This window comes from Epibacterium sp. ABV4_022, assembly GCF_056159345.1.
Genome location: NZ_JBSWVA010000001.1, coordinates 1,184,780 through 1,208,427 on the forward strand (window position 1 = coordinate 1,184,780; position 23,648 = coordinate 1,208,427).

At 65.1% G+C, this 23,648-nt stretch carries 22 protein-coding genes; 6 read left to right on the forward strand and 16 right to left on the reverse strand.

The genetic code is table 11. From position 1 onward, the window contains the following. Nucleotides 1-29: 29 nt before the first annotated feature. From ACXAF5_RS05675 to ACXAF5_RS05730, 12 genes are all read right to left on the reverse strand, one after another. Complete coding sequence (locus ACXAF5_RS05675; protein ID WP_474945858.1) at nt 30-794, reverse strand: transporter substrate-binding domain-containing protein; 765 nt, start codon at nt 792-794, stop codon at nt 30-32. 43 nt (nt 795-837) lie between these two features. After that, nucleotides 838-1,620, reverse strand: a complete 783-nt coding sequence (locus tag ACXAF5_RS05680; protein WP_474945859.1) for an ABC transporter ATP-binding protein — start codon at nt 1,618-1,620, stop codon at nt 838-840. Between the two features lie 186 nt (nt 1,621-1,806). Then, on the reverse strand, nt 1,807-2,592 hold the full coding sequence (locus ACXAF5_RS05685; RefSeq protein WP_474945860.1) for a hypothetical protein: 786 nt from the start codon (nt 2,590-2,592) through the stop codon (nt 1,807-1,809). Continuing rightward, a complete protein-coding gene (locus ACXAF5_RS05690) occupies nt 2,589-3,053 on the reverse strand; it encodes a hypothetical protein (RefSeq protein ID WP_474945861.1) in 465 nt (154 codons plus the stop codon). The genes ACXAF5_RS05685 and ACXAF5_RS05690 overlap by 4 nt, the downstream gene beginning before the upstream one ends. Further along, nucleotides 3,050-3,955, reverse strand: a complete 906-nt coding sequence (locus ACXAF5_RS05695) for a dynamin family protein (RefSeq protein ID WP_474945862.1) — start codon at nt 3,953-3,955, stop codon at nt 3,050-3,052. The genes ACXAF5_RS05690 and ACXAF5_RS05695 overlap by 4 nt, the downstream gene beginning before the upstream one ends. 17 nt (nt 3,956-3,972) lie before the next feature. After that, nucleotides 3,973-6,036, reverse strand: coding sequence for a dynamin family protein (locus ACXAF5_RS05700; protein WP_474945863.1), 2,064 nt, complete (start codon nt 6,034-6,036; stop codon nt 3,973-3,975). A gap of 44 nt (nt 6,037-6,080) precedes the next feature. After that, nucleotides 6,081-7,358 carry a hypothetical protein gene (locus ACXAF5_RS05705; protein WP_474945864.1) on the reverse strand — a complete coding sequence of 426 codons (1,278 nt, stop codon included), beginning with the start codon at nt 7,356-7,358 and terminating at the stop codon, nt 6,081-6,083. Then, a complete protein-coding gene (locus tag ACXAF5_RS05710) occupies nt 7,355-8,260 on the reverse strand; it encodes a PP2C family protein-serine/threonine phosphatase (protein WP_474945865.1) in 906 nt (301 codons plus the stop codon). Before ACXAF5_RS05710 ends, ACXAF5_RS05705 begins: the two co-directional genes overlap by 4 nt. Next, entirely contained in the window at nt 8,244-9,644 is a 1,401-nt protein-coding gene (locus ACXAF5_RS05715; protein ID WP_474945866.1) for an FHA domain-containing protein, read from the reverse strand. Before ACXAF5_RS05715 ends, ACXAF5_RS05710 begins: the two co-directional genes overlap by 17 nt. Nucleotides 9,645-9,715: 71 nt before the next feature. Beyond that, on the reverse strand, nt 9,716-11,089 hold the full coding sequence (locus ACXAF5_RS05720) for a serine/threonine protein kinase (protein ID WP_474945867.1): 1,374 nt from the start codon (nt 11,087-11,089) through the stop codon (nt 9,716-9,718). A gap of 378 nt (nt 11,090-11,467) precedes the next feature. Continuing rightward, complete coding sequence (locus ACXAF5_RS05725; protein WP_474945868.1) at nt 11,468-12,151, reverse strand: hypothetical protein; 684 nt, start codon at nt 12,149-12,151, stop codon at nt 11,468-11,470. A 294-nt stretch (nt 12,152-12,445) separates the two neighbouring features. Continuing rightward, nucleotides 12,446-14,923 (reverse strand): CheR family methyltransferase, encoded by a 2,478-nt coding sequence (locus ACXAF5_RS05730; protein ID WP_474945869.1) that lies wholly within the window; start codon nt 14,921-14,923, stop codon nt 12,446-12,448. Between the two features lie 328 nt (nt 14,924-15,251). Between ACXAF5_RS05730 and ACXAF5_RS05735 the strand changes: the two genes are divergently transcribed. Both ACXAF5_RS05735 and kynU read left to right on the forward strand, forming a co-directional pair. Beyond that, nucleotides 15,252-16,091: a tryptophan 2,3-dioxygenase gene (locus ACXAF5_RS05735; RefSeq protein ID WP_474945870.1), complete on the forward strand. Its 840-nt coding sequence runs from the start codon at nt 15,252-15,254 to the stop codon at nt 16,089-16,091. Nucleotide 16,092: 1 nt separating this feature from the next. Continuing rightward, nucleotides 16,093-17,283 (forward strand): kynureninase, encoded by a 1,191-nt coding sequence (kynU, locus tag ACXAF5_RS05740; RefSeq protein ID WP_474945871.1) that lies wholly within the window; start codon nt 16,093-16,095, stop codon nt 17,281-17,283. Between the two features lie 235 nt (nt 17,284-17,518). Here the strand turns inward: kynU and ACXAF5_RS05745 are convergent, their stop codons facing one another. Next, entirely contained in the window at nt 17,519-17,665 is a 147-nt protein-coding gene (locus ACXAF5_RS05745; protein WP_474947857.1) for a hypothetical protein, read from the reverse strand. On the opposite strand from ACXAF5_RS05745, the gene ACXAF5_RS05750 reads away from it, so the two are divergent. From ACXAF5_RS05750 to ACXAF5_RS05765, 4 genes are read left to right on the forward strand one after another with little or no spacing between them, the layout of a single operon-like run. Next, nucleotides 17,631-17,720, forward strand: a complete 90-nt coding sequence (locus ACXAF5_RS05750; protein WP_474947803.1) for a hypothetical protein — start codon at nt 17,631-17,633, stop codon at nt 17,718-17,720. The genes ACXAF5_RS05745 and ACXAF5_RS05750 overlap by 35 nt on opposite strands. A 5-nt stretch (nt 17,721-17,725) precedes the next feature. Continuing rightward, the gene (locus tag ACXAF5_RS05755) at nt 17,726-19,255 is read left to right on the forward strand and encodes a CHAD domain-containing protein (RefSeq protein ID WP_474945872.1); all 1,530 of its coding nucleotides are present in this window, start codon (nt 17,726-17,728) and stop codon (nt 19,253-19,255) included. Then, a complete protein-coding gene (locus ACXAF5_RS05760) occupies nt 19,252-19,995 on the forward strand; it encodes a ParA family protein (RefSeq protein ID WP_474945873.1) in 744 nt (247 codons plus the stop codon). The genes ACXAF5_RS05755 and ACXAF5_RS05760 overlap by 4 nt, the downstream gene beginning before the upstream one ends. A 46-nt stretch (nt 19,996-20,041) precedes the next feature. After that, nucleotides 20,042-20,515: a CYTH domain-containing protein gene (locus tag ACXAF5_RS05765; protein WP_474945874.1), complete on the forward strand. Its 474-nt coding sequence runs from the start codon at nt 20,042-20,044 to the stop codon at nt 20,513-20,515. A 230-nt stretch (nt 20,516-20,745) separates the two neighbouring features. On the opposite strand, the gene cobF is transcribed toward ACXAF5_RS05765, so the two are convergent. The 3 genes from cobF to ACXAF5_RS05780 are packed head-to-tail and all read right to left on the reverse strand — an operon-like array spanning nt 20,746 to nt 23,560. After that, nucleotides 20,746-21,510 (reverse strand): precorrin-6A synthase (deacetylating), encoded by a 765-nt coding sequence (gene cobF, locus ACXAF5_RS05770; RefSeq protein WP_474945875.1) that lies wholly within the window; start codon nt 21,508-21,510, stop codon nt 20,746-20,748. Further along, on the reverse strand, nt 21,507-22,247 hold the full coding sequence (gene cobA / locus ACXAF5_RS05775; protein WP_474945876.1) for a uroporphyrinogen-III C-methyltransferase: 741 nt from the start codon (nt 22,245-22,247) through the stop codon (nt 21,507-21,509). Before cobA ends, cobF begins: the two co-directional genes overlap by 4 nt. Further along, nucleotides 22,244-23,560, reverse strand: a complete 1,317-nt coding sequence (locus ACXAF5_RS05780) for a cobyrinate a,c-diamide synthase (RefSeq protein WP_474945877.1) — start codon at nt 23,558-23,560, stop codon at nt 22,244-22,246. Before ACXAF5_RS05780 ends, cobA begins: the two co-directional genes overlap by 4 nt. Nucleotides 23,561-23,648 lie beyond the last annotated feature (88 nt).

Here is a 23,648-nt window from a genome sequence, read left to right on the forward strand (position 1 = left end):
AGCGGGTCGCCCGGCCAGTCGGGCGGGGATCAGCCGCCGTAGATGTCGAAGTTGAAGTATTTGTCCGAGATCGCATCATAGGTGCCATCTTCGCGGATCTGCTGGATCGCCGCGTTCATCTTCTCGCGCAGCTCGGTATCGCCCTTGCGGATGCCGCCGCCCACGCCGGGCCCAAAGATCGCCACGTCATTCAGCTCCGCCTTCACTTCGTAATCCTGGCCCGCGTCGCTGTTGAGGAAGTCCTGGAACGCCAGGCTGTCGCCCACAACCGCGTCGATACGGCCCGCAACCAGATCCTGGTTATGTTCGTCAAAGGTGTTGTAGGTCTTGACCTCGGCGGTGTCGGCAAAATGCGCATCGACATAGTTCGCATGCGTGGTGGAGACCTGAACGCCGACATAGCGGCCATCGAGGCTGGCCGGATCGCCGGACATCTCCATCGATTTCGGGCCCACCAGAACGGCGGGTGTGTTGTAGTATTTGTCCGAGAAATCAATGGTTTTCATGCGTTCTTCGGTGATCGACATGGACGCGGTGATGACATCGATCTTTTCCGACAGCAGCGCCGGGATGATGCCATCCCATGCGATCGGCACGATCTCGCAGTCTTCTTCCATCGCGGTGCAGAGCGCATTCACGATCTCGATTTCCCAGCCTTTCCAGCTGCCATCGGCGGCCTTTTCGGCAAAGGGCGGATAGGGTTCGGCGGCGATGCCGATCTTGACCTCGGCGCTGGCGATGCCGGCGGTCATCGCGAGGGCGGCCGCGGCGGTGAATGTGCTGAGTGTTTTCATTGTTTTGAACTCCCTGTTTGGTGGTTTGTTATGGATTGACGGGTCAGTGGACCGAGGCGACAAAGGCGCGGCAGCGGTCACTGACCGGGTCGCCAAAGACCTGCTCCGGCGGACCTTCTTCCTCGATCTGGCCCTGATGCAGATAGAGCACCTTGCTCGACACATCCCGGGCAAAGCGCATCTCGTGGGTGACCAGCAGCATGGTGCGGCCCTCATCGGCCAGCTCGCGAATGACTTTGAGCACCTCGCCCACCAGTTCCGGGTCCAGCGCCGAGGTCGGCTCGTCAAACAGCATCACCCGCGGATCCATGGCCAGCGCGCGGGCAATGGCCACCCGCTGTTGCTGACCGCCCGAGAGATAGGCCGGATAGGCGTCGCGTTTTTCCCACAGGCCGACGCGGGCCAGATGCGCCTCGGCGCGCTCCGTCGCCTCGGCGCGGGACAGCCCGAGGATCTGCACCGGACCCTCGATCACGTTCTGCAACACGGTCATGTGCTGCCAGAGGTTGAAGGACTGGAACACCATGCCGAGCCGAGCGCGAAACCCCTCCAGCTGACGTCGGTCGCGGGGCATCAGACCTGCGCGGCTGGGCTTCAGGCTCAGTTCCTCACCGCCGAGGAAAATCTGACCGCTCGACGGTGTCTCCAGCATGTTGATGCAACGCAGAAAGGTGCTCTTGCCGGACCCGCTCGAGCCGATCAGGGACACCACATCGCCGTCCTGTGCCGTGACACCCACCCCCCGCAGCACATGCGCCGTGCCAAAATACTTGTGCAGCGCGCGCACTTCGATGGCGGGGGGATTGGGCGGTGTGGCATCGGGCATCGGCTGGGTCCGTGGTTGTCTTCGTTGGCGCTAGCCTAGGTGTGATCGCGCCCGAAGGTCAACTCTGTTGCACGGTTGTGCAGTCATTAAATTTCTGGATCGCGCAAGAGTTGTATCCGTGCCTGCGGCATCGGCAGAAACAGCGCGTGGTCATTGATGCCGCCAACGCGGACCGGTGCAGCCCCCTCAGGCGATTGCGTGTTGCCAGGCCTGTGCCAGAGCGCGGGCCTGCTCCGCTGGCAGTACCAGCGCAAGGTCCAAGCCTTCGATGCGGGCCAGCGCCAGCTGCAGATCCCGGCTGAGTGGCAGGAGATGCAGGCGCGGTGTCCTGCGGCATAATGCCGGTCCGGGCGCGTTCAGAGGCTGGTCCTGACGCAGCTTTGCAAGTGCCGCGTCCAGCATTGGCGCAAAGGCCGAGTCCGGCGGGGATCGTTCCACCCCGCGCGTGTCGGTGTGATAGGCGCAAGCCGCCAACGCCTGCGTCCGCGCCGCCGTCAGCACGTCCTGCACGGAGGCCGGGGCACATGCGGCAAGCGCGGCGCGCAGCATCGGGGCCTTGCATGCTGCGGCATGGGGGCGGACGGCGGCGGCACGTCGCGTCAACTCAACCCTGGCGTTTGCAGGTAGCCGGGCGCTGATCTCCAAGAGGGTTCGGGCAAAATCCGTCGCAGCCGTCTCGGGGCAGTCGCCGCCACTGCCAGCACCGTCAGGCGCGTCGGGGCGGGGCAGGGTGCAGCCCTGCCAGCACAGGCGCATCAGGGCGCGCTGTGCGACGTGGAACTCCGCCACCTGCGCGTCGGTGATCCGGAGGCTCAGGACACGGGGCAGGACAATCTCGTCGATCTCCTGTAGCAGCCGCTCCATCAGGTCTGTCGGGGCCGCGGGCAGGGGCGCGGTTGCCAGCAGCCGCAACCGACGGGCCAGCGGGGTATCGGGGGACGGTGCCGTGGGTGCCTGTGCGGCCTGTTTCATATCGTGCCCATGCCCGGGTCCGATAGCAACGCCAGCAGCAGCGCCTGCGCCTCAGGCAGCACCCTATCCGCGGTTTGCACGGTGTCGCAAAGCAGCAGCAGCGCATCCTGTGGCGCTTGCGGTGACCTCAGGAACAGGCGCACGCCACGGTCGTCAATAAGGCGAACCTGCTCGACGTCAGGGCCGTCGTCCGCCCCCCCGCCAAAACCCGGCGGACAGCAGGCCAGCGCCGTTGCACGCAGGGCAAAGGCGGCATGGGCGTCGGCGCTCAACTGGTCCAGCAGCTCTTGCCGCACGGCAGGGCTGGCCACATGGCGTAAGACCAGGCTGGCCTCGAGATCGCAGTAGGCGACAACACGGCACCCGGGATCCCGGCGTTGCACGGCCCAGAGCGCCTGTTCGACGGGCCGAGCGGGGGTATCTGGATCGCTGCCGGATGAGGGGGAAATCACTTGCGTCACTTGACCCGGCGCTCCTGCCGACCGCGGCGTGGACGCGGCGTGGCGTGCTGCGTTTCACTGCGCACGCGGCGCGGCAGCACCCGCACGGTTCCCTCCGCTGCCGTGTCCTCCTCCGCCGGCGTCACCTCTGCGGAGACCGTGCGGACCGGTCGCAGCCGGGGGCGTTGCAGGTTGGGCACGGGCGCCAATTGGGCGATCGTCTCGTCACAGAGGGGGGCCGACGCGGTGGCGGTCTCCCAGTTCAGCAGCATGTCGATGAGGTGTTCGACAAACTGGTCTGCACCGCTGGTTTTCCAGGCTTCCACATCCTCGCCCGCGGCCAGCGCCTGTGGCAGGGCGATGGGGAAGATGGCGCCAAAACCGCCGTCGGTTTCCCGCTCCAGCCGCCGCAGGACCCGCGCCCGATCCCGCTCCGAGGTGAGCTTGTCGAAATGCGTCACCATCAGCGTGCCGGGCATTTTCAGCTGCGGCGACAGGATCGACCAGAAGGCCGCCTCGCTCTGGCGCCAGGCCTGAGTCGCCGAGGTGCACCAGATGACGCTGTCGACCTCTGGAAGCACCGTTTGCCAGACCTCTGCCGGCATGTTTGGATCGGAAATCCCCGGCATGTCGATCAGGTCGCACAGCTCCAGCGCCTCTGACGGCAATTGCAGGTCGATCCGGCGCGCCTGCGCCAGCGGCACGCGGTCCAGCGCCGCCGGTGCGATGTCCTGGACCGTGCCATCGGCCATCTGGACCTGCGCCTGCTCCGGCCCGTGGGAAATCCACACCGGCGGCAGCCGGGTTGCGGTGACCTTGACCGGCAACGGGCGGCTGCCCAGCAACAGATTGGTGAGCGTGCTTTTACCGGCACTGAATTCGCCCATCAGGGCGATCCGGGGCTTTTGGGAGGGATCTGGCATGAGGTGGGTCTCCGGGATCAGTCGGTGAGCCTGCGCAGGGTACGCAGGGTGGCGGGGCAGAGGCTGGTTTCAGGGTGGCCAGCGGCAAGAGGGGTACTTTGCGGTGGCTGTCCCCGGGCCATGGCATCTGTGATTTCAACAAGGATGTCGCGGTGCTGGCGCAGGGTGTTCTGCAACTGTCCCAGCGCCTCGGTGCGGATGCGGTCGGCCTGATCCACCTTGAGCGCTGTCATGAAGGGATGGGTTTCCACCGCGATCTGGGTGCGAAACGTCTCGGCAAAGGCGGCATATCCGCGGGCCCGGCGCCACCAGCTGCCCCACCAGCTGTCGCGGACATCCAGGGAAATGGTCTGGGCGAGCGCCACCGGAGCGGGCAGCGCGGGCGCATCCGGAACCGCGATCTGGATCCCGGCCACGGCGTCGCCGAAGGCGTCGTAGAGGTGGCGTGCCACATCGCTCAAGGCGGCGGAATAGCGGTCCTCCAGCCCTTCCTTGAGCTGTTTGCCCATGACCGAATAGGCGCTGCGCAACAGAAGTCGCAGTCCGGTGGGATCGTACTGCCAGGGGCTGCCTTCGCCCCACTCCTGCAAATGCGCGATCAGGGCATGGGTGGCGCGATCCAGAAACGTATCATGGGCGCGATCCGCCCGCTCCGCAAAGGCTTGCAGCACAGCGTCGATTTCTTCGGCACAAGCCTCCAGATGCGCCTGCGTCAGCGCGTCGAAGGCATGCAGGCTCTCTTCTGGCGTGGCAAAGCCCGCGCCGCTGCCGCCACTGACCCCGCTGACCCGAATGCCCTCGGCTGCATCCCGGGCGGTGGCCAGTGTCAGCGCCTCCTGCGCGATGCGGCGAATGAGGGGGCGTGCGTCGGTTTCGGCCACGCGGGTGGCAATGGCACGGTTCAGCGCCGGCAACCCGGAGAGCGCCCAGACCAGATCCGGCGGTTCGACCGCGTCGCCCTCGGACAGCGGGTTGGCTTCGACCCAGTTGAACAGCGCCTGCGCCGAGGCCCGTGGCATCGCATCCAGATCGCCGGCCAGCACCGCATTGGCCCAAAGCGCACTGCCAAAGATGATCTCAGCCCCGTCGGGCACGTGATGGGCCTTTAATGTTGCGCGCAGCGCGGTTTCGATTTCTGGCACCTGCACCGCCGGCTCTGACAGTTCGTCGATGCGGTTGACGAACAGCACCACCTGTTCGGCCTGAAGGTTGCTCAGCATGCGGATCAACCCGAGATCCACCGTCGACAGCGCCTGACTGGCGGTCAGCACCACCACGCAGACACGGCTGTCGCGCAGCGCCTGCAGGGTGATCTGTTCGCGCATCAGAAAGGTGTCGTTGACCCCGGGCGTATCCCGCAGGCACAGCTTGCAGGGCAGCACCGGACTGCCGAGATAGAGATCGGCCGACCGCGTCACATCGGCAAACCGGCCCTGATGGGCATCCGCGTCGTCGCCAAGGCCGGGATCATCGCCGAGGCAGATATAGCGTTCGATCAGGTTCTTGTCGAAATAGCCGTAGTCATGGCTCTGCCCCATCAGCAGCTCGAACTTGCGTCCCAGTCGCGCCTTGGCACGGTCGCGCATGGTTTCCACCTGGCTGCGGATCTTGTCCATCTCGCCCGCGGCACCGGCGCGCCCGGCCATCTCTCCCATGCGTCCGCCCCGGGTCAGCAGGTGATCCCACTCCGCCTCGGTCATAAAGCGAAAGCGGGCGCTGGTTTCCGCCCGGCCCTGGCCCGGGCTCAGGTGCAGCGAGGTCACCACCGAGGTCCAGGGGTTCACATCCGAAGGCAGCAGATCCGACCAGCCGGCCAGCGCATTCACCAGCGTGGTCTTGCCGGATTTCACTTGTCCCAGAAAGGTCACCGCCGGTTCGAACTGCGCCAGGTCCTGATCCAGCCGGGCCAGATTGCGAGCGGTCTTCTCGCCGGGGCCCTGCGCCAACTGATCCAATGCGGCCCGCAAGTCCGCGAGGTCCTGCGCGATCTCGTCCAACGGCGCCAGCCCGGCGGCGAGATTGCCGGGCTGGGTGGCCGCGCGCAGGTCCGTGGCGCTGTCGATTTCGGTATCGATGTACATTTGGCGGGGGCGTCCTTTGGATCGGGGCGAGAGAGAGCGGCAGATCAGGCTGGGGGTGACATTTCGCGCCGCAGTTGCAGCAGTACGGTGACCGCATCGACGGCGGCGTCCTCGTCCTGTTCCAGTTGGCAGAGCATCAGAACCTCTTCGCCTTCCTGCGCCGTGTCGTGGATCGTGCGCAGCCGGTCGGAGCGCGCCGCATGAGGCTCGACGGAGCGCATCACCTGCCGCAGCGTCGCGAGCGTGCCGTCAAAGATACAGTTGAGGTCGGGGGGCTCGGCGTCCTGCGCCTGCAGGAGGTCCGCGGCGCGGGCGCGGATCATTGCCGAGGCCTCGGCCAGAAGATCCTGCTCGTCGAGACGCGCATGCGCGGGGGCGGGGGCCTGTTCGGGGGCGGGCGTGGCTGCGGCGTCGCTGCGTGCTGTGGCGGTTGGCGCCGGTCGAAGGGGCCGGTGATCGGTCGCCGACGGGCGACGCCGGTCCGGCGGGGCGAATTGTTGCAGCAGCATCTCCGCCTGGTCGAGGTCGGCAGTCCGGCCCTGATCGATCTGATGCATGATGTCATCATAGAGCCGCTTGCCACCGCTCGAATGCCACAGCTGGCGATCGATGCCGGCATCGCCCCCCACCTGCGCCGTCAAACCCTGGATTGCGGCCAATGGATACAGCCCGAGGAATTCCTGCGCGGCCACAGGATCGAGCGCATTGATCGCTTGGTCAAGCGTGCCACGCATGATGCGGCGGTCGGCCATGGTCAGCACCAGAAAGCTGTGATCCTTGCGTTCGTCCGGCACTTCGGACCAGAGCGCCTGTTCCGGTGCGCTGAATTCGGTGCTGCAAAACAGCAGAATATCCGCATAGGCCACCGCCTGTTTCATGATCGCGGACTGGCGCGCGGGCGCGCCGAACACCGTGATTTCCGTCAGGCTGATGCCGCGCAAACGCGGATCGGGCAGTTCCTGGCGCAGGCGCAGCGTGGCCAACCCGGGATCGGTGACAGCACTTTGATCGGCCAGGTGGCCCTCGTGCTGCAGGATCGCGCCGTCGGCGGTCTCGATCTCAGCCCGGGGGCTTTGGCCGAATACGACCTCCGTCATGCCCGCCGAGGGACATTGTCCCAGCACGGGTTGGCCCAGCAGCATGTCGATCAGGGCGGATTTTCCACTGCCCGGCAGTCCGATCACCACCACCTGCACCGGCTTTTGCAATCGGTGCAGCAGGCGTTGTCCCCAATCCGCGTATTGGCGCGGGATCACCCCGGATTGCAGGCTCTCGCTCAGTTGCCCGGCAAGCGGCGTCAATGCGGCCTCGGCTATGCTCATGCGGATCCATCCCTGATGCTGTGGTGCAGATGCAGCCCTGCACGGCGATTGCCCTTGGCCAGAACCGTCAGCCGCCGACGCTTGCGTGCGGGGCGGGCGCGCTGCGGGGCCTGTGCCTGGCGCACACGGATCAGACAGAAGGCGACGTTGTCCTGCTCCGGCGCATTGGCGGCTTCGATACGGGCCAACAGCCGTTGGCTCAGCTCCGCACTCGACAGCTCCGCCCCATGGCCGAGGGTCTCTTCGATCTCGGCGGTGTGCAACGCCAGCAGGCCATCGCTGGTGGCGATCACGAGATCGTCGGCTCTGAGCGAGAGCGGTGCGTGGCGGCAATCCACCTGCGGGATGTCATGCCCGGTCAGGACCGACGTCACGCAGGCGCGATCCGGGTGCGCATGGGCCTCCTGCGCCGACAATTCCCCCGCCGCGACCATCCGGTCCAGCTGGGCGGCCAGCGAATGATCGGCGTTCAACCGGTAGAGCCGCCCGTCGCGAAACAGCAACAGCGGCGAATCCCCGATCGACAGCCAATACAGGCGATTGTCCACGATCACCGGCGCCAGCAAGGTTGCCCCCATCCCCAGCGCGTCTGGCCGCTGGCTCGCATAGGCGCGGATCGAGGCATTGGCGTCATCGGCGGCGTCGGTCAGCACCTGTGCGATCTGCGGTTCCAGCCGGTGCGGTGCATCCGACCACAGCTTCAGCCCGGCAAAGACCTCGGTGACCGCCAGTTTCGACGCCATGTCACCGGCCGCATGCCCGCCCATGCCATCGGCCAGCACGGCAAATCCGATCCCGGATCCGGCAAGGAAATCCGAGGCCACGGAATCCTCCTGCCGGTCGCGACGGCCCTGGCTGATCGCGGTGGCCGCGTCATAGCTGAAACTAGCGCGCGGCGGCATGGCGGCGGTCGCCCTCCGAGGTGTCATCATCCCAGCTGAAGCCCTGATCGCACAGCGGGATGAACCGCAGCTCGGTCTCCCCGATCCGCAGGGTGTCGCCCGCGTTTAAGGGTTCTGTCGACAGCACCGGTCGATTGTTCAGCCGGACCAGATTGGCTTTGCCGCCGTGACCGACATAGAAACTTCGCTGTTCCGGGTCATAGGCCAGTGCCGCGTGCTGCGCGCGCGAGATACTGGTGTCGCCAAAGTCCAGCTGCACGCTCTGATCAGGGCCGCGCCCGATGGTGGAGACGCCGGTATAGAGCGTGAAGGTCGCGCCCCTGCCGGGACCGCGGACCACCGCGAGCCAGCCGACAGGATATTCGCAATAGCCCGGGGAAGGGCCGCCCGCTTCGCTGGCAAAGGGATCCGGTGCTGCGGCGGGGTTGAAGCCCAGCAACCGCGTCTTGACCCGTCCACCGGCGCGCCGTGCGCCGCGCCCCATGGCCGGGGCCGGCACATCCACAGGCGATTGCACGGCTTCGCTGTCACCGAGCGGAGGCGGCAGGGCGTCCCAATCCTCATCGCTGGCGTTCTGCTGCGGTGGGCAGAGATCGGTTGTATCCGGCTGGCGGGGGGCTGCCGCGCGCGCACGATCACTGCGAAACGCGTCGAGGGCGTCGGGGGCCATGTCGGGCGCGGTCAGGTCACCGTCCGCATCGTTTGCATGCAGGGGCCGTGCCTGCGGAGCCTGTGCAGGCGCTCCCATGCCCGGCGTTTGCTCGGGCTCTGGTGATTGCTCCGGCTCTGGTGTCTGCACCTCGGTCGTTTCTGCGCTGCGGGCTGTTGGCGTGGGGGCAGCCTCCGGTTCGGACGGACGCGCTGACATCTGGGCAGGGCGGCGGCGTGTGAACAGGCGATAATCCCTGGGGTCCTCATCTGCCGGTGCAGGTGTGGGCGACGGCGCGCGCGCCGGGGAAGGCGCTGCCGGGGTGACCCGCTCGGGTCCCGGCGTGGGCGCGGTATTGTCGGGCGCTGGTGGCTTGGGGTGGTTGGTGTCCTCTGCTGCCTCCACGCCCGCTGCCGTCGCCGCCCGCAGCGCAGCCTCTTCCTGACGGGTGCGCGTGAGGATGCGGTCGAATTCGCTGTCATTTGCCAGCCGCTCCTCGGGATGAGGCGGGGGCGGCGCGGCGTTCCCGGCCCGCTGCTGCGTCCTCTCGCTGTTCAGGAGGTCAGTCACAGCCTCCAGCTGCGGCGCCGCGGCGGTGCCGGGCGGGATCGGCGCCTCCGGATCAGCGTCATCCACCCGGTCCTGGGTTTCAAGCCGCAGTGGCAGGTCGTCAGAGGCTGCGGTCGGGCGGACGCGGGTGCGTTGCTCTCCGATGATATCCTTGATGAACTTCATGGGTGATCCTCTTGGGGAACGGGGCGTTGTCGGAAACGCGGTAGCGGGGAAGCGGGGTCAGGTCGGAAGGGTCAGGAGGCTGTGGCGCTGTCCCTGGGCCGTGTGCGTTTGCCAAAGAACCGGCCGAGCCCGCCCTTTGCCTGCATTCTGTCGGCCTCGGGCGGGGCATCATCGGTTGCGTCACCTGCGGACCCCGCTGCCAGCGGAGCAGACGGCTCAGCGCAATCCTGATCCGCCATCCAGGCGTGCAGATCCCCGACCGGCTGGCCGAACAGGTCGACAAATTGACGTTTCAGCTTGTGCGCCTTGGGTTCGGGCGGCGGTGCAGGGCGCAGGACTCGCGGCAGCCCCGCGGTCAGCCCGTCGTTGGTCTGGGCGACAAGATCGGCGATCCGTGTGCTCAGCCGCGCCCCGGAGGCGGAGGCCGTCGGAGCGTCTTGCGCAAGCACGTCGGCAGCCTCTGGCAGGGCGGTGGCGGTCGATGTCGGCTCTGGCAGCTCTTGCGTGGCCGGAAGCGGCGCCGCGGTTGATGCGCCCGGGGGGCTGCACCGCAGGTCGGCCAGCCAGTCCGCCGCCGTCTGGTAGCGCTCTGCCGGCAGAATCGACAGGGCCTTGGCGATGGTGGACCAGAACGCCGGGGTCTCTGCCGGCGGGCGGAGCGGATCGGCCTCACCCCGAGTCACAGCCGCCAGGCGCTCCGGCCCTGACGGGGGCGGGTCGCCGGTCAGCAGGTAGTGCATCGTTGCACCAAGCGCATAGAGGTCGGAACAGGCGCGGGCGATGGCCCCGGCGGCATAAAGCTCATGCGGCGAGTAGCCATCCTTGACGGCGACCGTGTCCTCGCTGATGGTCAGATCTTCGGCGGGGGTATGGCAGGCGGCGCCAAAGTCGATCAACATCAGCCGGTTGTCGACGGTCCAGATCAGATTATCCGGGGAGATGTCGCGATGCAGGATGCCCTGCCCATGCAGCGCATCGAGCGCGCCGAGGGCCTGCAGCAGGCAGGCCTGCAACATCGGCGCGGTCAATCGCTGAGGAGCGGTCTCGCGCAGCGACAGAAGATCCTCTCCCAGCAGGTGATCCATCGCAATATAGGCCGTGCCGTTTTCGCGAAACACCTGATGCACGGGCACGATATTGGGATGTTCCGCACGCGCCAGCAGATGCGCCTCTCTCAGGAAACTGCGCAACACGGCCTTGTAACTCCGCAACTGGGCGGGGCTGCGTGGACGCACCTGTCCGGTGGTGTCGCGCTGGCACAGTTCAGCCGGGAAACATTCCTTGATCACAACCTGTCGGTCGAGACTGTCCCGCGCCAGATAGGTGATCCCGAACCCGCCCGCGATCAGGGGTGCCTCGATTTGATATTGGCCGTGCAGCAGCCGCGCACCATTCGCAAGTTCCGCATCCGAAGTCGGCTGAGCGGTCGCGGGGTGCAGCTGCATGAACAAACCTCCTGGGAAACCCGGCAGTGAGACAGACCCCCGGCAGAGTGGGGCGCGGCTTTCAAGGCTGCGAGGCAATCAGGGAAGAAGCGTGTCCTCTTTGGGGCAAATCGGGCAGGATCGCCCTTTTTTCGCCATAGTTCCGGGCACTTCCTTGAAAAGAAGGCGGGAAATGCGCCGCATTGCTTAACGCGCTATTAGTTCAAATTAACACTGATGGCGTTGCGCGCTGAATGTTGCGGGCGCCTGGCCTGTGGTGGCGCATTTTGGGGTAGCGGTGGCGGGCATCGGGGTAGGCTGCGCCGATTCTGCGCCGTCGCATCAGCGCCGGGATCTCTGCCGGATATGGGGCAAGATCGGGGTCATGCCCGCCGCAGCTCAAGGCCGCTTTTCCTGGCTTATTTCCAAGGCGCGCCGCCTCGGCACAGGCTTCTGCTGGTCCTGATCATTGCGGATGCGATCACGGGCGCAATCGTCCACATAGCGGCGCAGCAATTCCGTGTAGAATTTGAGTTCGACCGTCTCATCCTCGATTTGGCGCAGCCCTGACCGCATGGCTTCGGTCGCGTTCCGGTCCTCAAGGATGCGGTCCAGGTGCAGGGCGATATTGCGGAGCGGAGAGTAGGTGCTGTCCCGCGCCTGCACCGCCAGACGTTCCCGGTGCGGCAGGGACTCATGCAGTGCCCCTTCATGTCGCCGGAACACGCAGGCCACAGAGCCGATGAGAGAGGCAAAACCGATGATGATGTGCCGCCCGCCATTCATCGCCATGTTGACCAGCATGCGCATCCGCGCGACCACGGCCGCCTTTCGGGATTTGATGACATCGGGGGCTGTCAGGACCGGCGGCGCGTCTTTGGCGCGTTGCACGAGACGGAGCAGACAGTTGGCGAAATCCGGGTGGAACACATCGGTGATGGACCGTTTCCCGCTGAAGTGAAGCGTGTTCTTCAACGCCGCAGAGTGAAGTGCAACGGAGGCCACGGTTTGGTCGCGGCCTCCGGCAGCATCGCGTATTTCTACGGTCAGCCTGTTGCCTGCATACGCACTTACCTCAAACATGAGACATCACCGTTCAAGACAAAACCCAAACTATGATTATTCTATAGGTTGCAGGCGACAAGGCAAGGCGTCTGGAGGGAAAACACCGGCAATCCCAGGGCGCTGACTGCGGAGTAAAAGCGGGTTTTCTGTTGATTTATTGATGCTTGTATCCTGGAGGGACATCGAAATTTCCAATCCGCCTCGCCGAAAATGGCGGGGGTGGCAGGGCAGGTGTTGGCGCCCGAATTATCGGTGGTGACGCCCTTGTCGGAAATCTGGATCGGCCTGTGGTTGCAGTGCGCGGGGGGCGGCTCAGATCACACTGACGATGACGCCGATGTTCTCCGGGGGCAGACCCTTGAAAATCGGCGTGAACCTGAGTGTTTTTTCGACATCCCCCTCGCTGAACGGGACGCTCCGGTTTTCCTGATGACGAAAACACTCAGAGACCTGTGGCACCAGATGCGGTAGCCCCTCTACGGAGCGGCACGCGCTGAGAGGGATGCCGCTCTGGGGCAGCTGCGAAATCCCGAAATAGGACAGCGCAACCGCCGAGGCATGGCGAATTTGCAGCGCCGGGTCGACCACAAGCGTAGGATAAGGCGTGGCCCGCAGGATGGCGTCCAGCTCGATCATCAGCTGCTGCAATTCCGTCGCGTTGATCTGCATCTCCTCATTGACGGTAATCAGCTCCTCATTGGTGGCCTGCAACTCCTCGTTGGAGGTCTCCAACTCCTCGTTTGTCGCCTGTAGCTCCTCATTTGTGGCCTGCATTTCCTCGTTCACGGATTGCAGCTCTTCGTTCGAGGTCTGCAGCTCCTCGATCGTTTGTTGCAACGCCTCGCGGGTGCTGGCGATCTCGTCCTCGATCTGCCGGACATATTGCATCCGGTCCTGATCGCGGATGTCCGGCGTAGTGGGTGTCCGGGTATGTGCTGCGCGGGTCTCCACCGCAAACAGGACATGATCTTCGCCCTCGTTCTCGGCCAGCAGCGGGTAGCAGGTCAGCCGCGTCTGGTCGAAGCCGGGGCCGGCGATGCTGTGCCAGAGCCCGGAGCGCATGGAGCGGCTGCGCAGGCACAGGGTGATCAGGCTGGAAGCTTCGGCGCGCAGGTCCGATTTCAAAATCTTCGTGCTCAGGCGCAGCAGGGCGCTGCTCTCGTTCAGCTCTGTCACGTGGGAAATGTCGCCGATGATGCGGATGATCTCGCTGTCGCGGGTGGCGATAAAGCCGTTTGGCGCCAGCACCCGGCTGAGCGCGTCGAACATTTCCGAACCCCGGGGTTTCACCTGCGTGCGCGCCGGTTGCGGCATGTCGCGGCTGGCGATCGGCAGGGGCAGGAAACCGGAGGGCAACCGGGCGCTGCTCTGGCGCAGGCCGCGCTTGGAATACAGCCGATCGGGCAGGGACAGGGTTTCGAAATGGCCGTGCATGGCGCCGACGGTTTCCGAGGTGCCGAGAAAGATCTTGCCGTCGGGCACCAGCGCATAGGCCATCCGCGAGAGCACCTTCTCCTGCAGCGATGCGCCGAAGTAGATCAGCAGGTTGCGCAGGCTGATCAGGTCGATATTGATGAAGGGCGGGTCCTGGATGATGTTGTGGCGGGAAAACAGCACCACGGATCGCAACTGCTTGTGGACCTCGACGGTGTCGCCACCGACATGCAGATAGGTCTCGACATAGGCGCGGGGCACATCATTGGCGGCCGACAGCGGATAGAGACCGCGCCGGGCCACTTCCAGCGCCTTGGTGTCGATGTCGGTGGCAAAGATTTGAACCCGATCCTTGGTGAGCCACTCAATCCCACCCAGCGCCTCGGCAAACAGGATGGCGATCGAATAGGCTTCTTCTCCGGTGGCGCAGCCGGCAACCCAGACCCGCAGCGGGCGACCGGCCCTGTCCTTCACCATGGCGGCGATGACCTGGGCGAGGCGATTGAACTGGGTCTGGTCGCGAAAGAACCGCGTGACCGAGATCATCATGTCCTTGTAGAGCGCATCCACCTCGCTGTCGTTGTCGCGGCAGTGCGCCACATAGGCCTCGTAGCTGTCGACGCCGAGCGCCACCATGCGCCGCGCAATGCGCCGGTTTATGGTGGTCTCCTTGTAGTCGCGAAAATCGACTCCGGTGCGCGACAGCAGGATGTGGTAGAGATCCTGAAGCTTGCTCGAGGCGCTGGCGAGGGACTGCAGATCGGCAAGGTCCCGCGGGTTGGACAGGATCCGGGTCAGTTGCTGGCCGATCATGTCCGGCGGCAAGGTCAGGTCGATGCAGCCGGTGTGGACGGCGGAGGCAGGCATGCCCTCGTATTTCGCGGTGCCGACCTCCTGGGCAATGGTCACGCCGCCGCAGTCACGCATGGCGCGAATGCCGTCGCTGCCGTCGCTGCCCGTTCCCGACAGCACCACGCCGACACAGCGGTCGCCGCATTCATCGGCCAGGCTTTTGAACAGGCGATCCGCCACGGGTTGGGGCGTGCCGGGAGGGCCGCCCGAGCCCCGCAGCCCCAGTTTGCCCCCATCCAGTATGACGTCGCAGTTCGGCGGCGTGACATAGATGGTGTCCGGGAGCGGGACGCGATCCTCCTGCGTCAACTCGATGACCGGCAATTCGGTTTCGCGCCCGATCAGCGCGCACAGCAGGCTCTTGTGGGTCGGTGACATGTGCTGCGCAATCACGTAGCTGGCCTTGGCCTGCGCCGGCAGGTTCTTGACCAGCTGCGTGATCGCCTCCAGACCACCGGCCGATGCGGCAATACCGATCATGACCGGTAGCGTTGCCTGTGCCATTCACCCAAACTCCTGTCTCGCAAGGCCCTGTCGGACCGGCCATGCTTCGGCGCGGTCTCGCGGCGACCGTCACAAAGGCCAGATCCGTCCGCGCGCCTGCGCGTCTTCTCGGGTTGTTTCAGAAAACCCGCCGGCGTTCCAGTCGCGCGGCGTCACAAAACACGGCTGCGGCGGCGCGCTAGGGCAGGATACCAGTGCCGCGGCAGGGTGCTTTGCGCCTGTATATTTTAAGCTTGAAGGTTTGTCTTGCACCGGGACCCGCCGCGCAATACCGTTGCCCGGAGATCTGGCGGCGCGGGATCGCAAGCCGCAGGAAGGGAGCACCAAGATGAGCAACACACCCTATAATCCCGGGCAGGAGGGGGCCAGGATGGGCTTTGCCGACGCCATGTCCTATGGCGACTACCTGCACCTAGATGCGCTCCTGGATCAGCAGCACTGCAAGAGCGACGCCCATGACGAAATGCTGTTCATCATCCAGCACCAGACCAGCGAATTGTGGATGAAGCTGGCGCTGCATGAATTGCAGGCGGCGCGCAATGCGTTGCAGCAGGGCCAGACCGCCGAGATGTTCAAGATGCTCGCCCGGCTCAGCCGCATCTTTGAACAGCTCAACAGTGCCTGGGATGTGCTGCGCACCATGACGCCCGCCGATTACACCCGCTTCCGCGAGGCTTTGGGGCCGTCCTCAGGGTTTCAGTCCTATCAGTACCGGCTGATCGAATATGTGTTGGGCAACCGCAACCCCAACATGCTGCGCCCGCATGAACATGTGCCGGAGGTCCACGCGCTGCTAAGCGCCGAACTGGCGCGCCCCAGTTTCTATGACGAGGTGAACCGGTTCCTGTATCAAACCCTTGATGGGCATACGGAAAACATGCCGGAGCCACAACTGGATGCCCCGCATGCGCTCAACGCGGATATTCAGGCCCGCTGGTTGCAGGTCTATCAGGACATCGACAGCCACTGGACGCTCTACGAACTGGCCGAGAAACTGGTCGACCTCGAAGACTATTTCCGCCGCTGGCGCTTCAACCATGTGACCACGGTGGAGCGCGTCATCGGCTTCAAACGCGGCACCGGCGGCACCTCCGGTGTACAATACCTGCGCCGCATGCTGAGTGTGGAGCTGTTCCCCGAACTCTGGACCCTGAGAGGCGACCTCTGACATGACCAACCTGCCCAAGAAACACCTCTTCGACATCCCGGAGGGCATGATCTACCTCGACGGCAATTCGCTCGGCCCGCTGCCAAAAGGCGCGGCGGAGCGGGCGACCAGGACCCTCACGCAGGAGTGGGGCACCCAGCTGATCAAGGCCTGGAACACCGCCGACTGGATGGCCCTGCCGCAAAAGGTCGGGGATCGGATTGCAGGCTTTATCGGCGCCGCGCCAGGCAGCGTGGCCACCGGCGATACGCTCTCGATCAAGGTCTATCAGGCGCTGGCGGCGGCGCTGAAAATGCGCCCGGACCGTCGGGTGATCCTGTCGGACACCGGCAATTTCCCCACCGACCTCTATATGGCGCAGGGGCTGATCTCAACCATCGGTAAGGATTATGAACTGCGCACCGTCGCTCCCGAAGACGTGGCCGAGGCGATCACCGAGGACGTCGCCGTGGTGATGCTGACCGAAGTCGATTACCGCTCGGGCCGGCGGCACGACATGATGGAGATCACCGCACGGGCGCAGCAGAACGGCGCCGTGATGATCTGGGATCTCGCCCATAGTGCGGGCGCGCTGCCGGTGGATCTGACCGCCTGCAACGCGGAATTTGCGGTGGGCTGTACCTACAAGTATTTCAACGGCGGCCCCGGTGCTCCGGCCTTCATCTATGCCCGTCCCGACATCGTGCTGGAGGTGGAACCCGCGCTGTCGGGCTGGCTTGGCCATGACGCGCCTTTTGCGATGGAACCCGGCTATCGCCCCGCCATGACCACCGAACGCCTGCGCGTCGGCACGCCCCCCATCGTGCAACTGTCGATCCTCGACACGGCGCTGGATGTCTGGGACGGCGTGTCCATGGCCGAGATCCGGGCCGCGTCGATTGCGCTCTGCGAGACCTTCATCGCCGAGGTCGAGGCCCGCTGCCCGATGCTGACCCTTGCCTCCCCTCGCGACGCCGCGCAGCGCGGCTCGCAGGTGTCCTTTGCCTTTGACGAGGGGTATGCGGTGATGCAGGCGCTGATCGAGCGGGGGGTGATCGGCGATTTCCGTGCGCCGAATATCCTGCGGTTCGGGTTCACACCGCTCTATATCGACCAGGCGGACGTGCGGCGGGCTGCCGAGATCCTTGGCGAGGTCATGGACAGCGGCGCCTGGAAAGAGCCGCGGTTTCAGGTCCGGTCGCGGGTGACCTGACCGGGCCATCGCGCCCCCAGTGCCTGCCTCCCCCCAGTGCCTTGCGCGCCATGGCGCGAGGCACGCTGTCCCAACGCCCTGTGCGCGCGCGCAGGGGCAGGACGTTGCGATCCTCGTCAACGAATTCGTTAAATCATCACAATTTCGTACGGCTGTCGCGCGTGTCGCATCGACCTGTCGCGCTGAGTTTGTAACAGTTTCTTGACAATGGCGCTCACTGATTGACATCATGACGTCATATATTGAGGCCGCCCCAGATGTCCAAAGACAAAACAAGCAGCAGCAAACCCTCCAAATCCGCGCGCAAGAACACCTCTTTGCGTTTGGACAGCAAGACACTGAAAGCGTTGAAAATCCGGGCCATTGAAGAGGATACCAGCATTCAGCGCCTCATAGAGCGGCTTATCGAGGACTACCTGAGGCAGACAAAGAGATAAGGCGTATGACATCATCTGAACCAATTGGGTTTCTACTGGACGGCCAGATTGACTGGTCGCAGATCGAAACCGCCCTGGCCCCCCTGCAGCTGGTGACGGAGCCTTACGAGGGGACGGTGCCCTTTCGTTTGCTGGATTGCCACGACCAGCTTTTGCGCGGAACCGGGCGGGTGTTGCTGGAGTTTGACGGTGCGCTTGCGCTGTTTGCCGGGCAGGAGGCCCCGTTGCGCCAGGCGGCGGCCTCGGACGGTGATTTCCCGGCGGATCTGCCAGACGGGCCAATTCGCAGCCTGACGCAAAAGCTGTTCCCGCTGCGCTGCTTTCTGACCCTGGCCAGTGGTGCGCTGCGGTCCACCACCGTGCGTGTGGTGGATGAAGAAACCAAGACCCAGTTGCGCGGCGAGGTTCTGCAGGTCGAGGGCGAGGCCGGCGGTGCCGTCACCCTTGTCCTGCTGAAACCGCTGCGCGGCTACGACCGCGCCCCGGCGGCGATGGCGGCCGGCCTGCGGGAGCAGGGCGCCGGACCGGTGGATGCAGAACGGGTCTTTGCGGCGCTGGCGCCGGAGGTGCAGCCCTATGTGGCCAAGCCCAAAACCACCTTTACCGGGCAGGAAACCGCCTTTGATGTGGCGGTGGAAACGATGTCCAACTACATCGCGGTCGCCCGCGCGAACGAGGCCGGTGTGATCGCCGATCTCGACACCGAATTCCTGCATGACTATCGCGTGGCGCTGCGCAAGCTGCGCTCGGTGCTGAGCCTGTTCAAGGGCGTGTTTGGTGCGGTGCAGACGGCAGAGTTGAAAGCCGCCTTGTCCGACCTGATGCAGCCCACCGGGCGGGTGCGCGATCTCGACGTCTACCTGATGGAGCGGGCGGACTACGACGCCCGGGTGCCCGAACATCTGCGCCCCGGCCTGTCGGTGATGTTCGATGCCTTTGCCGCAGAGCGCGCCGGTGCGCAGGCGGCGCTGGCAAAACATCTGAAGAGCAAGGCCTATCACAAGGCGATTTCGGAGCTGGAGGCGCAGTTTGCCCATCCCGAGGGCTTTATCCGCGGCGCCGCAAGCGGGGTCAGCGCAGATCGATATGCCCGCAAGCTGATCTGGAAACGCTACCGCAAGATCTGCAAGATCGCCGCGGGTATCCATGAAGACACGCCCGACGAGGAGGTCCATGAACTGCGCATCGCCTGCAAGAAGTTCCGCTATCTGGTGGAGTTCTTTGCCCCGCTGTTTCCCGGCAAGAGCGCCAAGCGCATCATCAAGCGGATGAAGCTGTTGCAGGACAATCTCGGCGCGTTCAACGATTATGCCGTTCAGCAGCAGGCGCTGCTGCGCTTTGTCGAGAGCCATTCGGCCATGACCGGGCGCCGGGGTGTCGAGGCGGCGCTGAGCATCGGCGCGCTGATCGCCCTGCTGGATCAGGGCCAACGGGCGGAACGGGCACGGGTGATGGAGAGTTTCGACCGGTTCAACAGCCCTGAGGCCCGCGCCGAGATCAAGGCGCTGTGTCATCCCGAGGAGGCCGCAGCATGAAGGTTATTGCCTGCTACAGCAACAAGGGCGGCGTCGGCAAGACCGCGACCGCGGTAAACCTGGCCTACGCCTTTGCGCAATCCGGTGCGCGCACCCTGTTGTGCGATCTCGACCCGCAGGGGGCGTCGAGCTTCTATTTCCGGGTGAAACCGTCGAAAAAGCTGAAGGACGCGCAGTTCTTTCAGGATGTGGAGCGCTTTACCCGCGCCATCCGCGGCAGCGATTATGAGAACCTCGACATTCTGCCGGCCAATCTGACCTTTCGTGATTTCGACCTGTTTCTGGCGCGCATGAAGAACAGCCGGTCGCGCCTAAAAAAGGCGCTGAAGGGCGTGCACAGTGACTATGATGTCATCATTCTCGATTGCCCGCCCAATATCTCCATGCTGTCGGAGGCGGTGTTCAAGGCTGCGGACAAGGTGGTCGTGCCGGTGATCCCGACCACGCTGTCGGAACGCAGCTTTGTGCAGCTTCTGGATGTGTTCCGGGCGGACGGGGTGAAGATGACAAAGCTGCTGCCCTTCTTTTCCATGGTGCAGGGACGCAAGGCCATGCATGGCGAGACGATCACCCGCCTGCGCGCCCGCCACGGCAAGCGGTTCCTGTCGACGGAGCTGCCGTTTTCCACCGATGTGGAGAAAATGGGCCTGCACCGCAAGCCGGCCTTGTGCTTTGCGGCCACCCGCCCGGCGGGCAAGGCCTACCGGGCGCTGTTTGATGAGGTCAACGCCCGGATCTGACGCGGACCACAGGGAGCGTAGGGGTGATGCAAACAAGGACATTGGCATGAAAGAGATCGAGCGGAAATTCCTGGTGGCGGATCAGCCGGACCTGACTGCGGCGCAGGCCACGCCCGTGCGGCAGGGGTATCTGACCGCGTTGGAGGACAGCACCGAGCTGCGCCTGCGCCAGAAGGGAGAGCGTTTCTTTCTGACCCAGAAAGGCGGCTCCGGGCGGGTGCGCGAAGAGCGGGAGGCGGAAATCAGCGCGGCGGTGTTCGAGACCTTCTGGCCGGGCACAATGGGGCGGCGGGTGGAGAAGACCCGTTGGACCGGGGCGTTACCCGATGGCCTGGGCTATGAGCTCGACATCTTCGAAGGGGCGCTGGCTCCCTTGCAGATGGTCGAGGTGGAGTTTCCGGACGAGGCTGCGGCAGAGGCCTTTGTGCCGCCGACCTGGTTCGGGCGCGAGGTGACCGAGGACAAGCGATTTGGCAATAAATCCCTCGCGGTGCACGGTCTGCCGTCAGACCCGGAGTGATCCGCGCAGGGGGGCCTTAAACCGGGGGCGCTCCCGCCCCCGCGCAGACCCTTGCTGACGCAAGACCCCGCTTGGCGTTGGGCCGGGCAGCCTGTCCTGCGGACAGGCTGCGGCGCCGGACCGGAAGGTCCGGCGCCATGCCCAACGGGAGCGGTCGCATTTTTAATGGGGCCGCGACGGACGGGAGCCTTGCCCTTCTTGTTGTATCCCGAAAACCAGAGGCTGCGTGCTCAGGGGGCGCGTTGCAGCAGGTAGATATCCATGATCCAGCCATGATCTGCACGTGCTTCTGCGCGTGTGGCGATGATCCGGTCCTGCACCTCGGAGAGGCACCCAGAGATGTTGATCTCGTTGTCCATGCCCGCATAGGCCGACCAATGGATCGTGATCCGCGCCTGTTCGGCCAGGCTTTGGAACGAGCATTCGCCGTCCAGCATCACCACAAGCGTGTCGCAGCCCTCCGGCCAGCCCGCCGCGCGCAGCCGTCGTCCGGTGGTGATCTGCACCGGGCCACCGATGGTGTTCAACGGCACGCCATGGGCGGCGGTCAGGGCCTGGATCGAGGTGATGCCAGGGATCACCCGCATCCGCAGGTCCAGGCGCGCGCGCAGCCGCTCGGCAATCCGCATGGTGCTGTCGTAGAGTGACGGATCACCCCAGACCAGAAACCCCACATGCCCGCCATCGGGCAGGTGATCGGACAGGGCCGACTGCCAGACCGCGGCAATCGCATCATGCCAGTCGTCGACCCGTTGGCGGTACTCCGCGGTGTTCGGGTCTCGCGTGGGCAGGGCGAATTCGGCGATCCGCGGGGGATCCGCGCAGTCTGCCAGCACGTCGGCGCAGATGGCCTGCCGCAGCCCGGCAAGATCATCCTTGCCCGCCCCCTTGTTGGGGATCAGGATGAGATCTTGGGATCGAATGGCCTCGATGGCCTCCCGCGTCAGGTGCTTGGGATTGCCGGTGCCGATACCGATCAGGTTCAGATGGATCATGGCGTGCCGCTTTCCGGTTCCAACTGCGCCAGCGGTCCATAGAGGATCAGCACCGGCGCCGGTGAGGTGATCGCCTCCAGCAGATCCGGCAGACCGTCAACGGTCACCCGGAGCAGCTCTTGCGCGGGCGTCGAGACCCCAAGCGCCACCAGCGCAGGCGTGTCTTGCGGTAGGCCCGCCTCCAGCAGCAGGGACAGCAGCGCCGCAAAGGTGCGCTTGCCCATATAGACCACGGTGGTTGCCTCAGGATCGGCAAGGGCTGCAAGGTTCATGTGATCGGGCAGGCCGCCGGTCACGTCATGGCCGGTGATGAACTGCAACCGGCGCGCGGTCAACCGCCGGGTCAGCGGAATTCCCGCAGCGGCGGCGGCGGCAGAGGCTGCGGTGACGCCGGGGATGATCTCATATTTGATGCCAGCAGTGCGCAGCGCGATGATCTCTTCTTCAAGGCGGCCAAAGACGCCGGAATCCCCGGATTTCAGCCGCACCACATGGGCCCCGGATTGGGCATAATCCACCAGAAGCTGGCTCACGTGGTCCTGCTTGGGCGAGGGGCGGCCTGCGCGTTTGCCCACGCCCACCAGATCCGCATCCTCGCGCGCGTGCGACAGGATCGGACCCGAGGACAGGTCGTCAAACAGAACCGCATCCGCCGCCTCCAGACGTTTAACGGCCTTGACCGTCAGCAGGTCCGGATCACCCGGCCCGGAGGAGACAAAGCTGACAAATCCGCTCATGTGTGCTCTCCGGTGATCAGGTGGAAGAAAGTGCCGGTGACATGACCCTTGATCGATCCGGTTTCGGGGACCGGATTGCCGTCGGCGTCCATGACGCGCGCCAGCGGTGCGTCAGGCTCATCCAGAATGGTGGAGTAATGGAACTCATGCCCGCGCAAATAGGCGCCGCTGTCAAAGCCCGGCATCGGCGCCTGCAACTCCGCACGGCGGTAGCCGAGGTGGAATTTGCGTTTCTCATACGATGTGACAAGCCCCAGAAGCCCCGCCATCTGGTGCCGGGTGCCGCCTTTGTCAATCAAGGCCTCCCCCAGCGCCATATAGCCGCCGCACTCGCCATGCACGGGTTTGGTCTCAGCATGTCTTGCCATGCCTTTGCGCCAGTTTTCGGCAGCGGCAAGCGCGGCACCATGCAGCTCCGGATAGCCGCCGGGCAGCCATACCAGATCGGCGTCGGTGGCGGGGGCCTCATCCTTCAGGGGCGAGAACGGCAGGATCTCGGCCCCGGCGGCACGCCAGCCTTCCAGGAGATGCGGGTAGGTAAAGGAAAACGCAGCGTCGCGCGCCAATGCGATGCGCTGCGCAGGCGGGTGAGGCAGGGCGCGCAGCGCGGGTGCAGCAGCGGTGCTGGCCGCCGCACGGATCGCATCAAGATCGACGTTTTCGCGCAAAAAGGCGGCATAGCCCGCAATCGCGGCTTCAAGATCTGGATGCTCCACCGCCTGAATGAGGCCAAGGTGGCGTTCGGGCAGGGTCAGATCCCCGCGCCGGGGCAGAGAGCCAAGCACCTTGACGCCCGCGCGCTCCATCCCGAGCCGGGTGAGCCGCTCGTGCCGAGGGCTGGCCACCCGGTTCAGGATCACGCCCGCAAAGGGCAAATCGGGGTTGTACATCTTGAACCCCAGCGCGGTGGCGGCGGCGGATTGTGCTTGTCCGCCCACGTCGATCACCAGCACCACCGGCCAGCCCATCCTGAGCGCGGTCTCTGCCGAGGAGCCAAAGCCAGACTGGCCGCGCGTGGCGACCCCGTCAAAGAGGCCCATCGACCCTTCGCCGACGCAGATATCAGCGCCTTGGGCCTGGGTGGCGACAGCATCAAGCAGCGCACTGTCCATCGCCCATGTATCAAGGTTGAAGGACGCTCGTCCGGCGGCCGCAAAGTGAAACGCCGGGTCGATATAATCCGGTCCGCTCTTGAAGGGCTGCACGGTCAGCCCATCGTCCTTGAGCGCGCGCAGCAGGCCCAGCATGACGGTGGTCTTGCCGGTGCCAGAGGAGGGCGCGGAGATCATCAGGCCTTTGGGGAAATGGGTCATGTTGCCTCCCTGCGCACCGGCAAGTTCCGTCCGGCCGAAAGGCCGGACAGCGCCCGACCCTCCCCCCGGGAGGGCGCTTTCGCACCCA

Bases quoted from the DNA above. Each gene is read 5' to 3' on its own strand.
- ACXAF5_RS05710 (WP_474945865.1), bottom strand. From the start codon at position 8,260: ATGCCGCCGCGCGCTAGTTTCAGCTATGACGCGGCCACCGCGATCAGC.
- ACXAF5_RS05700 (WP_474945863.1), bottom strand. From the start codon at position 6,036: ATGTACATCGATACCGAAATCGACAGCGCCACGGACCTGCGCGCGGCC.
- ACXAF5_RS05725 (WP_474945868.1), bottom strand. From the start codon at position 12,151: ATGTTTGAGGTAAGTGCGTATGCAGGCAACAGGCTGACCGTAGAAATA.
- ACXAF5_RS05730 (WP_474945869.1), bottom strand. From the start codon at position 14,923: ATGGCACAGGCAACGCTACCGGTCATGATCGGTATTGCCGCATCGGCC.
- cobA (WP_474945876.1), bottom strand. From the start codon at position 22,247: ATGAGCGGATTTGTCAGCTTTGTCTCCTCCGGGCCGGGTGATCCGGAC.
- ACXAF5_RS05695 (WP_474945862.1), bottom strand. From the start codon at position 3,955: ATGCCAGATCCCTCCCAAAAGCCCCGGATCGCCCTGATGGGCGAATTC.
- ACXAF5_RS05675 (WP_474945858.1), bottom strand. From the start codon at position 794: ATGAAAACACTCAGCACATTCACCGCCGCGGCCGCCCTCGCGATGACC.
- ACXAF5_RS05780 (WP_474945877.1), bottom strand. From the start codon at position 23,560: ATGACCCATTTCCCCAAAGGCCTGATGATCTCCGCGCCCTCCTCTGGC.
- ACXAF5_RS05715 (WP_474945866.1), bottom strand. From the start codon at position 9,644: ATGAAGTTCATCAAGGATATCATCGGAGAGCAACGCACCCGCGTCCGC.
- ACXAF5_RS05745 (WP_474947857.1), bottom strand. From the start codon at position 17,665: ATGCTGGTATCCTCTTCAATGGCCCGGATTTTCAACGCTTTCAGTGTC.
- ACXAF5_RS05735 (WP_474945870.1), top strand. From the start codon at position 15,252: ATGAGCAACACACCCTATAATCCCGGGCAGGAGGGGGCCAGGATGGGC.
- ACXAF5_RS05680 (WP_474945859.1), bottom strand. From the start codon at position 1,620: ATGCCCGATGCCACACCGCCCAATCCCCCCGCCATCGAAGTGCGCGCG.
- ACXAF5_RS05760 (WP_474945873.1), top strand. From the start codon at position 19,252: ATGAAGGTTATTGCCTGCTACAGCAACAAGGGCGGCGTCGGCAAGACC.
- kynU (WP_474945871.1), top strand. From the start codon at position 16,093: ATGACCAACCTGCCCAAGAAACACCTCTTCGACATCCCGGAGGGCATG.
- ACXAF5_RS05705 (WP_474945864.1), bottom strand. From the start codon at position 7,358: ATGAGCATAGCCGAGGCCGCATTGACGCCGCTTGCCGGGCAACTGAGC.
- ACXAF5_RS05720 (WP_474945867.1), bottom strand. From the start codon at position 11,089: ATGCAGCTGCACCCCGCGACCGCTCAGCCGACTTCGGATGCGGAACTT.
- ACXAF5_RS05755 (WP_474945872.1), top strand. From the start codon at position 17,726: ATGACATCATCTGAACCAATTGGGTTTCTACTGGACGGCCAGATTGAC.
- ACXAF5_RS05765 (WP_474945874.1), top strand. From the start codon at position 20,042: ATGAAAGAGATCGAGCGGAAATTCCTGGTGGCGGATCAGCCGGACCTG.
- ACXAF5_RS05685 (WP_474945860.1), bottom strand. From the start codon at position 2,592: ATGAAACAGGCCGCACAGGCACCCACGGCACCGTCCCCCGATACCCCG.
- cobF (WP_474945875.1), bottom strand. From the start codon at position 21,510: ATGATCCATCTGAACCTGATCGGTATCGGCACCGGCAATCCCAAGCAC.